Source organism: Rathayibacter sp. AY1C9 (assembly GCF_002932315.1).
GTDB lineage: Bacteria > Actinomycetota > Actinomycetes > Actinomycetales > Microbacteriaceae > Rathayibacter.
The window spans coordinates 506,067-516,428 of sequence record NZ_PSVZ01000001.1 but is presented as its reverse complement, the minus strand read 5'-3'; the positions used below and the strand labels follow the sequence as shown (position 1 = coordinate 516,428).

Here is a 10,362-nt window from a genome sequence, read left to right as displayed (position 1 = left end):
TTCTCGAGTGGCCGGCGGGGGCCGGAAGAGGGGGTACTCGATGCTCGCACGGCGGACGCACGACTGCGACCGGTGCCCTGCTCTTCGGCGCGACCCCGGCCCTCGCCGCGGAGAACCCGCAGAAGCCCCTGTCCTCCTTTGAGGAGGCGCCGACCGGCCTCGCTCCCGCGAGCGAGTCGCCCGAGGCCGCCCAGCAGACCGCCCGCGCGGCCGTCAGCTACTACAACGCCCTCGTCGGCGGCGAGGAGCTGGCCGCCGGACAGCGGATCGTCTCGGGCACGAACGGCTACTCGTTCCGGATGCAGACCGACGGCAACGCGGTGGTCTACGACCCGCAGGGCCGCCCCACCTTCGCGACGAACACCCAGGGCCGCGGCGACCACCTGGTCATGCAGACCGACGGCAACATGGTCGTCTACTCCGCCAAGGGCGGCCCCGTGTGGAGCACGAACACGATCAACGAGGCGGGAGCCTCGGTGATCATGCAGCCCGACGGCAACCTCGTCGTCTACCGCGAGAACGGCTCGCCCGCCTGGGCGAGCAGCGTCCGCCGCGTCATCGCCGAGCCGGTGACCGACACGCTGTTCACGGAGCAGACCCTCCGCCCCGTCCACCAGCTCACCTCCGCCGACGGCCGCTTCAGCGCCGTCATGCAGAACGACGGCAACTTCGTCGGCTACGGCCCCCAGGGCGCCGTCTGGGGCACCGGCACCGGCGGCTCCGGCAACCGCATCACCATGCAGAAGGACGGCAACGCCGTCATCTACGGTTCCGACGGCTCCGTCAAGTGGTTCTCGGGCACGCGCGGCAAGGACCTCCGCCTGGGCATCAACAACGCCGGCTCGCTGATCATCGTGAACCCGTCCGACGACGTGATCTGGACCAGCCAGGCCGCCTTCCCCTCGACCACTCTCTACGCGGCGAACTCGCTCGAGGCGGGCAGCTTCCTCCGCTCGGCGAACGGCGTCTACCGAGCGGTGATGCAGGCGGACGGCAACTTCGTCGTCTACGGCAAGAACGGCCCGATCTGGGCGTCGAAGACCACCCGCGCAGGCGGCTTCTTCGCCCTCGACACCAGCGGGCAGATCGCCGTGGGCACCGAGACGACGAGCGGATGGTCGGTCGTCCCGCCCGCCGCATCGGTCGGCCCCTACAAGCTCGTCATGCAGGACGACGGCAACCTCGTCGAGTACGACAGCCGCCGCGCGGTCTGGGCCAGCCGCGGCTGACGCCCCTCCGCCACGACGCCCCCTGGTCCCCGGACCGGGGGGCGTCGTCGTCTCCCCCGCCGTGGGACGATTCCCCGACCCCGCCGCCCTCCCCGACAGGACCCCTGCGATGACGCACCTCCCCTCCGGCCGCTCCCTGACCGCCTCCCTCGCGGCGCTCGCCGCCACGGGCGCGCTCCTGCTGGGCTCGCTGCCCGCCGCCGCGGTCGAGGCCCCGCCCTCGGCGTCCTCCGCCGTCGCCTCCGCCGCGGTCCTCCGTGCCGGCGAGCATCTCGCGCGCGGCGAGCGCCTGGTGTCCCCCGACGGCGCTACCTCCCTCGTGATGCAGACCGACGGCAACGCCGTGGTCTACGCCGCCGGCGGCCGTCCCACCTGGGCCTCGGGCACGCAGGGGCGCGGCGACAGCCTGCGGATGCAGGACGACGGCAACCTCGTCGTGTACGCCGCGGACGGGCGCCCGGTCTGGGCGAGCGGCACGGTGGCCGACCCGGGCGGCGAGCTGCGGATGCAGGACGACGGCAATCTCGTGATCTACCGCCGCAGCGGCTCGGCCGCCTGGGCCAGCAGCATCGGCGGCCGGATCGACGAGCCGCGCACCGACACCCTCCGCCGCGGCAGCACCCTCTACGCGGGGAACCGGCTCGCCACCCAGGGAGGCACCACGGCGGTGATGCAGGCGGACGGCAACCTCGTCGTCTACGGGCAGGGCGGGGCTCTCTGGGCGAGCGGCACCCGCGGCCGGGGCAACGTCCTCCGGATGCAGGACGACGGGAACGCCGTGGTCTACACCGCGGACGGCGCGCCCGTGTGGGCCTCGGACACGTCCGGCGAGCCGGGCGCCACGATGGTCCTCCGCGAGGGCGATCTCCGGATCGCGGACGACTCCGGCGTCCTCTGGAGCAGTGCCGCGCTCGTCGTGCGCGACTCGCTCTCCCCGAGCGGCCTCGTCGTCGCGGGCACGCGGCTGACCTCGGCGAGCGGGCAGTGGCGGGCTGAGATGCAGCGCGACGGCAACTTCGTCGTCTACGGGCCGAACGGCGCGGACTGGGCGACGAACACCTCCTCCGCCTCCGGTGCCGCCTTCTCGATGAGCTCCGAGGGCCGGCTCGACGTGGCCGACTCCCGGATCCTCTGGCTGCGGTTCCCGAGGATCTCCTTCGGCATCGGCCAGAGCGGCGTCGTCGCGCCCTACCGCCTCGTGTTGCAGGACGACGGCCGCCTCGTCGAGTACGACGGCATCGGACGGGCCGTCTGGGCCAGCCGGGGCTGACGCGCGACGCATGATGGAGGGGTGAGCGACCCCGGCGACTTCATCCGCTCGGCCCTGGAGTACGAGGGCGACGTCTGGCGCGCGCAGGACGTGCGCGAGCGCCTGGGATCAGGGCTCGACTCGACGGGCGCCTCGGTCGGGGCGGTCCGCGGCACCGTCCGCGACGCGCTGAGGAAGTTCCGCTCGCTCGAGCACGACGACGTGACCGCCCTCTCCTCCGAGCTGTGGGAGCAGGCGGTGTTCGAGCCGCGGCTGGCGGCCGTCGTGCTGCTGCAGTCCCGAGCCGAGTGGCTGCGCGGCTCCGACCTCACCCGGCTCGAGGGCTTCGTCCGCGACTCCCGCGTGGACGAGCTGAGCGACCCGCTGGCCCGCGACGTCGTCGCTCCGCTCCTGGCCGGGCTGCGCGGTGCGGCGCGGACCCGGGCGGACGCGGTCCTCGACCGCTGGGAGGCGGAGGGCGGGCGCCTGGCGCGCGCGGCCTCCCTGGCGCGGGCCTCGGTCCGGACGGAGCACGGCTGAACGGCCGCTCGGACCGACCGCCCCGCGGAACCGGACGCCTGCTCAGGCGGCCCGGTACTCCTGAGCCGCCGTGCCGTCCGCCACCCGGATCCGCGTGTCGAACTCCAGGCCCGGATCGACCCGGTGCGCGATCAGGACCACCGTCCGCCCCTCGGCGGCGCGGAGCAGATCCCCGAGCAGGGCGTCGGCCACGGGAGCGTCCACCGACGCCGTCGGCTCGTCCAGCACCAGGACGCGGAAATCGGCCAGGAGTGCGCGTGCGAGGGCGATCCGCTGAGCCTGGCCGCCCGAGACGAGCGAGCCCCGCTCCCCCACCCGCGCGTCGAGCCCGCCGCGTGCAGCGACCCAGGGCCCGAGCCCGACCCGCTCGAGCACCGCCTCGAGCACGGCGCCATCGGCCTCGGGCCGCGCGAAGAGGAGGTTCTGCCGGATCGTGTCGTCGAAGAGGTACGGCTGCTGCTCCACGAGCCCGACCCGCTTCCGCACCTCCGCCTGCGGCAGCGTGCGCGCCTCGACTCCGCCCAGGAGGTAGCTGCCGGAGTGGTCGAGGAAGCGCACCAGAGCGTGCGCGAGCGTGGTCTTCCCGGACCCGCTGCCGCCGGTGACGAGGACGCGCGCACCCTCCGGCAGGTCGAGCGAGACGCCCCGCAGCGCGGGCGTGTGCGCGCCGGGCCAGCTCACCGACAGGTCGCGCAGGACGATGCCGGCGCCCCGGGGAGCCGGGGCATCCGGGTCCACGTCCGCGTCGGTCGCGAGCGCCGGCGACGCCGCCTCGGCGTCCAGATCGGCCAGGCGCTGAGCGCTCGAGAGCGCGGTGCGCGCCGCCTGCACGGCGAGCGGCGCGGCGGCGGCGACCTCGAAGACCGCGAGCGGCACGAGCGCGACGACTCCCAGCGCCGGACCGCCGAGGTCGCCGATCGCCGGGATCCCGAGCGCGAGGCCCGCCCAGACCGCACCGCCCGAGCAGAGGGCGAGGACGGCCGCGGCCAGTCCGGCGGAGGCCGCCCGCCGACGCGCCGCCCGGGCGAGCGACTCCTCCGCGCGTGCCACGTCCGCCAGAGCGTCACCCGCCGCATCGAAGGCGATGAGCACGTCGAGGCGGGTGACCAGCAGGTTGAGGCGCTCGGCGAGCTCCCCGCGCAGCGGCGCCAGCTCGCGATCCGCCTGCGCGGAGAGCCGGCCGGCGCCCAGGGCCCCACCGGCGAAGGCGAGGACGAGCAGCGCCAGCAGCACGGCGCCCATCGCCGGCAGCAGCAGCCAGACGCCGACCACCGAGACCGCAGCGACCAGCGCCGCGACGACCAGCGGCTGCACGACGCGCAGCGGCACGTCCTGCTGGGCGTCGACGTCCGCCACCACCCGGGAGACCAGGTCGCCACGGCGAACGCGGCCCAGCCCGTCCGGCGCGACCGGCACCAGGCGCTCGTAGACGCCCGCCCGGAGCTCCGCGAGCGCGCGGAAGGCGGCGTCGTGGCCGGTCAGCCGCTCGAGGTAGCGGAAGAAGGCCCGCGCCAGCGCGAAGGCCCGCACGCCCACGACGGCCATGGAGAGGAACAGGATCGGCGGCTGCTCGGCCGCGCGGACGATCAGCCAGGCGGAGCAGGCCAGCAGCGCCACGACGGCGGAGGAGGAGAGCAGCCCGAAGGACAGACCCGGCAGGAAGCGGCGCGGCCCGGGCATCGCGGCGCGGAGGACGTCGGAGCGGTTCACCTCGCGACCGCCTCCGCCGGCGCCAAGGCGATCACGGCGTCGGCCGCCGCGACGGTCGCGGGCCGGTGGCTGGCGACGACGACGATCGTCCCGCTCTCCGCCAGCGACCTGAGTCCGGCGAGCAGCGCCCGCTCGGACTCGTCGTCGAGGGCGGCGGTCGGCTCGTCCAGGGCCAGCACCGCGCACCCGCGCTCGAGCAGGCGGTGCACAGCGCGGGCGACGGCGACACGGGCGCTCTGCCCGCCCGAGAGGCCCGTCCCCTCGGCGTCGAGCCGGCGCTCGGGGTCCACGTCGACGGCGGCGATCGCCAGGGCCCGCCGCACGCGCTCGGGGTCCGGCGAGAGTGCTCCGAGCCCGACGGCGGAGGCGACGCTCCCCGGGAGAAGGTCGGGCCGCTGGCCCGCCCAGGCGAGCGTCGACCGCAGATCCGCGACCGGCGACCCGCCGAGCAGCAGCGTGCCCGAGAAGGGCACGAAGCCCGCGAGCGCGGCGATCAGCGTCGACTTCCCGGACCCGCTGGGCCCGGTCACCACGGTGATCGACCCGACGGGGAGCACCGCGTCGACAGGAGCGAGCGTCCGCCCGCGTCCGTCGTCGACCGCGAGACCCCGCAGCTCGAGCGCCCCCGTCGCCGCCGGGGCCTTCCCGCGAGCGGGCAGGGCCGCCGCGCGCTCGAGGACGGCGAAGGCGCGGTCCGCCGCCTGCACCCCGTCCGCCGCCGCATGGAACTCGGCACCGACCTGGCGCACCGGCAGGAACACGTCCGGCGCCAGCACCAGGACGAACAGCCCGACGGCCAGCCCCAGCGAGCCGTCGACGAGCCGCAGCCCGATCGAGACGGCGACCAGCGCGACCGAGAGCGAGCCGGCGAGCTCCAGCACGAAGCCGCTGACGAAGGTCACCCGCAGCACCTTCATCGTGTGCACGCGGTAGTCCTCGGTCAGCGCGCGGATCCGCGTCGCCTGCCGCTCGGCCCGCCCGAAGATCTTGAGTGTTGCGAGGCCGCCGACGGTGTCGACGAAGCCGGACGCGAGCGCCTGCAGCCGCTCCCACTGCCGCGCCTGCACGGCCTGGGTCGCCCAGCCGATCAGCACCATGAACACCGGGATGAGCGGCAGGGTCACCACCAGGAACACCGCGCTGAGCGGATCGGCGAGGAAGACCACGAGTGTCAGGAGCGGCGTCGCCACCGCGGTGGCGATCAGCTGCGGGAGGTAGCGGGCGAAGTAGCCGTCGAGGGAGTCCAGTCCGCCGCCCAGCAGCGCGACGACCCCGCCCGAGCCCCCTTCGGAGCGGCCCGCCGGGCCGAGCTCGACCAGTGCGGCGAGGACCGCCTGCCGCAGCTGCGCCTTCGCTCCTGCTCCTCCGCGCACCGCGTTCACCTCGGTCGCCCAGGCGAGAGCCGCCCGCGCCGCGACGACCGCGAGCAGGGCGGCCAGCAGCGGCGCGAGATCGTCGGCGCTCCTCCCGTCGACCGCACCGGCCACCAGCTGCGCCACGAGCCACGCGAAGGCGACGATCGCCAGGGTCCTCGCCAGCGCGAGCACCCCGCCGAGCAGGAGGAACACGCGGGCCGCCCGGGCGTAGCGGAGCAGGCGCGGATCGAGGGGCTTCACGTCAGTGGGCGTCGACCGGGATGTGCGCGCGGCTGATGCGCTTGCGGAAGATCCAGTAGGTCCAGGCCTGGTAGCCGACGATGAGCGGCACGAACACCAGGGCGGTCCAACTCATGACCGTCAGCGTATAGGGCGTGCTGGAGGCGTTCTCGATCGTCAGCCCGTAGGCGGGGACGTTCGAGGCCGGCATCACCGCGGGGAACAGCGTCGCGAAGAGGGCGAGCACGGCGAGCGCGATGGTGCCGGCCAGCAGCGCGAAGGCGCGTCCCTCCCGGCCCCGCGTGATGGCGAGCCAGCCGCCGACGAGGGTCGCGGCCGCGCCCGCCGAGAGCGCCCAGGAGGCGGTGCTCCCCTGGCCGAGGTTGGTCCAGGCCAGGAAGACCGCGGCGACGACCACGGTGAGCAGCCCCGCGCGGGTCGCCAGGCGGCGCGCACGCTCGCGGATCTCCCCCTCCGTCTTCAGGGCGACGAAGACGACTCCGTGCGTGAAGAAGAGCAGGAGGGTCGTCGCTCCGCCCAGGAGCGCGTAGGGGTTCAGCAGGTCCAGGACGGTGCCGGTGAAGTTGTGGTCGGCGTCCATCGGGACGCCCTGCACGATGTTCGCGAAGGCCACGCCCCAGAGGAAGGCGGGCACCGCGGAGCCGACGACGATCATCGTGTCGAAGCGCCGCTTCCACTGTGCCTCCGGACGCTGGTGACGGTACTCGAACGAGACGCCGCGGGCGATCAGCGCGAGCAGGATGAGCAGAAGCGGCAGGTAGAACCCGCTGAAGAGCGTGGCGTACCACTCCGGGAACGCGGCGAACAGGGCGGCGCCGGCGACGATCACCCACGTCTCGTTGAGGTCCCACACCGGGCCGATCGTGTTGATCAGCACGCGGCGGTCGGTGTCGTCGCGCCCGAGGAACGGGAGCGACATGCCGACGCCGAAGTCGAACCCGTCGAGGACGAAGTAGCCGATGAAGAAGAACGCGACGATCCAGAACCAGAGAACGGCGAGATCCATGAGGGGTGCCTCCTAGTAGACGGTGCCGACGAGCTGCGGGCGACCGCTCTCCTCGTCGACCTCGGGAGCGTCGTCGGGGCCGGCCTGCGCGGCCCGCTTGATCAGGCGGAACTCGACCACGGCGAGCGTGCCGTAGATCGCGGTGAAGGCGAGCAGCGAGATCAGGACCTCGAGGCCGCTCACTCCGGGCGAGACTCCGTCGGCGGTCTTCAGCAGTCCGAACACGAGCCACGGCTGGCGGCCCATCTCGGTGAAGACCCAGCCCACGATCATCGCCATCAGCGGCAGCGGGGCGGCCCAGATCGCGACCTTCCACATCCACTGCTTCGGCTCGCGGCCCTTCCGGGTGAACCAGAGGCCGGCCGCGGCGATGCCGATGGCCAGGACGCCGAGGGCCATCATCCAGCGGAACGACCAGTAGGTGACCCAGATGATCGGCGTGTAGTCGCCGGGTCCGTAGACCTGGGTGTACTGCGCCTGGAGGTCGTTGATGCCTTCGACCGTGCCGGTGAAGGTGTGCGTCGAGAGGAAGGAGAGCAGGTAGGGGATGCGGATCGAGAACAGCTCGCTCGAGCCGTCCGGCGTGCCCCAGGTGAAGACGGAGAAGGAGGCGTCGACGCCCGTGGAGGTCCTGTAGAGCGCCTCCGCGGCCGCCATCTTCATCGGCTGCGTGTCGACCATCGCGAGGCCGAGCGAGTCGCCGGTGAACAGGGTCAGGCCGCCGCTGACGAGCATCATCCAGGCGCCGAACCTCAGCGCGGGGCGCATGGTCTCGAGGTGCTGGTTCCGCGAGAGGTGGTAGGCCGCGACGCTGATGATGACGGCGGCCGAGACCATGAAGCAGGCGAAGATCGTGTGCGGGAACGCGGCGAGAGCGACCTTGTTGGTGAGGAGCGCCCAGATGTCGGTGAGCTCCGCGCGGCCCTTGGTCTCGTTGATGCGGAAGCCGACCGGGTTCTGCATGAACGCGTTCGCGGCGATGATGAAGTAGGCCGAGAGCGTGGTGCCGAGCGTGGTCAGCCAGATGGTGGCCAGGTGCAGCTTCTCGGGCAGCTTGTCCCAGCCGAAGATCCAGAGGCCGATGAAGGTCGCCTCGAGGAAGAAGGCGAGCAGGCCCTCGAACGCCAGCGGGGCCCCGAAGACGTCGCCGACGAAGCGGGAGTAGTCGCTCCAGTTCATCCCGAACTGGAACTCCTGGACGATCCCGGTCACGACGCCCATCGCGAAGTTGATCAGGAAGAGCTTCCCGAAGAACTTCGTCAGCTGCAGGTAGTGCACCTTCCCGGTGCGCACCCAGCAGGTCTGGAAGATCGCGACGGTGAGCGCCATGCCGATCGTGAGCGGCACGAACAGGAAGTGGTAGATCGTCGTCAGACCGAACTGCCATCTCGACAGCAGGAGCGGGTCCAGGAGTTCGTTCACAGCTCCGAGAGTAGGTCGGCGGAAGGGGTCCGACGGCCTCCGATCCCAGTACTGGGGCGGATGTGCGGCCTTCCGCGAGCTCCTGGCGGCACCCTTTCCGGGGTGGCCCCGGACGCCCCTCCGAGCGCTCCCGCCGACCGGTCGCTCGACGTCGAGACAGTCCCTCTCGACGTCGAGGGAGTCCCCCGCGCGGCGACTGCCGAGCGGGGCTCGCCTCCGTCGGACCAGCCGCCGCCGGCCTCTCGACGCCGAGCGATCAGGCGGGCGACGGAGCGCTGAGACTTCCTCTCACGGGCCTTCAGCGGATTCCCAGGCGCACATCCGCGAGATCGGCTCTGGGAATCCGTTCACTGCGCGACGCCATCGACGGACTCGCCCGGTGAAGAGACTCCCGGAGCCGATGCCGATGTGCCGTCGGCGGGCGCCCCGCGGTCAGCCGGCGTCGACGCGCGAGCGGGAGCCGGAGAACCAGGCGGGCGCCTGGAAGCCGTACTTCAGCACGGGCAGGTCGCGGGTGAGGCGCCAGTAGCCCAGCGCCGCCGCGACGCCGATCCCGCAGACCAGGAGCGGCACGACCGGTCCGATGACGTCGAGCCAGCGCTCGCCGTCGAAGAGCAGCAGGGTGCTCGTGGCGAGCGAGACGAAGAGGACGTGCACCACGTACACCGGGAGCGTGTTGCGGCCGATGAAGGTGATCCAGCCCGCGCCGCGCCGGTTCGAGAGGAAGCGGGCGACCACGAGCCCGGCGAGGACCGCCAGCACGCTCACCAGGACCAGCCCGATCGTCAGCAGCGGGAAGCGGGCGCGGACGGCGAGGATCACGCCGGCGAGCACGAGGAACAGCACGCCGAAGCCGACTCCGCTGAGGATCCCGCGGCGCTCCACGAACGCGATCACCGCGTTCCGCAGGTAGAGGCCGAGCAGGAAGAACATCAGGTAGCGGGCCATGCCGTCCCAGGCGATGTTCCCGGTGCCCTCGGAGGTGCTGGAGCGGACGGCGTACCAGACCACGGCGATCGCGGTCGCGATGCCGATCTGCACCCGCCAGTCGATCCGGCCCTGCGCGAGCTTGGCGGCCACGAAGAAGATCGTGAGCGCGTAGAGGAACCAGAGCCCGTTGTGCGGCATCACCGGCTGGAGGAGCAGCGCGAGCGGGTCGGACTCGTCGGTGCCGCCCGGGTTGGGCACCACCAGGAAGAAGAGGAACCGCACCACGGACCAGAGCAGGAAGGCCCAGACCAGCAGGCTCAGCCGCGAACGCCAGAGCTCCGGCCACGACCGGGTGAGCACGGAGCCGGCGAACAGCCCCGAGGCGAGGAAGAACAGCGGCATCCGGAAGGTGATGAGGAGGAGGTTGATCTCGTTCCACGAGTCGGGGGCGATCCCGGCCGTCGTGGTCCACTGCACGGAGTGGGCCAGGGCGACCAGGATGATCGCGATGCCCTTCGCCGTGTCCACCCAGGTGATGCGTGCGCGTGCCATGAGTCCTCGTCGTGATCGTCCATCGGAAGTCGGCCGGCGGCGACGATGGCGATGGCGATGTGCAAGTGTTGCACGGCTGTGCATCCTCTGTGATGTTCTGCACGGATC

The 10,362-nt window shown here is 72.7% G+C and carries 8 protein-coding genes; 3 read left to right on the top strand and 5 right to left on the bottom strand.

The window, feature by feature from the left end:
- The 3 genes from C5D09_RS02400 to C5D09_RS02390 all read left to right on the top strand — a co-directional run.
- The coding region (locus C5D09_RS02400) for a hypothetical protein (protein ID WP_104268514.1) at positions 1-1,229 on the top strand (1,229 nt) is incomplete at its 5' end.
- 109 nt (positions 1,230-1,338) lie between these two features.
- Positions 1,339-2,499, top strand: a complete 1,161-nt coding sequence (locus tag C5D09_RS02395) for a hypothetical protein (RefSeq protein ID WP_181134997.1) — start codon at positions 1,339-1,341, stop codon at positions 2,497-2,499.
- A 21-nt stretch (positions 2,500-2,520) separates the two neighbouring features.
- The gene (locus C5D09_RS02390) at positions 2,521-3,018 is read left to right on the top strand and encodes a DNA alkylation repair protein (RefSeq protein ID WP_104225639.1); all 498 of its coding nucleotides are present in this window, start codon (positions 2,521-2,523) and stop codon (positions 3,016-3,018) included.
- A gap of 42 nt (positions 3,019-3,060) precedes the next feature.
- Here C5D09_RS02390 and cydC read toward each other — a convergent pair whose 3' ends face one another.
- From cydC to C5D09_RS02365, 5 genes are all read right to left on the bottom strand, one after another.
- Positions 3,061-4,728 carry a thiol reductant ABC exporter subunit CydC gene (cydC, locus tag C5D09_RS02385; RefSeq protein WP_104261742.1) on the bottom strand — a complete coding sequence of 556 codons (1,668 nt, stop codon included), beginning with the start codon at positions 4,726-4,728 and terminating at the stop codon, positions 3,061-3,063.
- Positions 4,725-6,344, bottom strand: coding sequence for a thiol reductant ABC exporter subunit CydD (cydD, locus tag C5D09_RS02380; protein WP_104263597.1), 1,620 nt, complete (start codon positions 6,342-6,344; stop codon positions 4,725-4,727). Before cydD ends, cydC begins: the two co-directional genes overlap by 4 nt.
- 1 nt (position 6,345) lies before the next feature.
- Entirely contained in the window at positions 6,346-7,350 is a 1,005-nt protein-coding gene (gene cydB / locus C5D09_RS02375; protein ID WP_104263596.1) for a cytochrome d ubiquinol oxidase subunit II, read from the bottom strand.
- Between the two features lie 12 nt (positions 7,351-7,362).
- Positions 7,363-8,772: a cytochrome ubiquinol oxidase subunit I gene (locus tag C5D09_RS02370; protein ID WP_104261744.1), complete on the bottom strand. Its 1,410-nt coding sequence runs from the start codon at positions 8,770-8,772 to the stop codon at positions 7,363-7,365.
- 432 nt (positions 8,773-9,204) lie between these two features.
- A complete protein-coding gene (locus tag C5D09_RS02365; RefSeq protein WP_181131414.1) occupies positions 9,205-10,254 on the bottom strand; it encodes an acyltransferase family protein in 1,050 nt (349 codons plus the stop codon).
- Positions 10,255-10,362 lie beyond the last annotated feature (108 nt).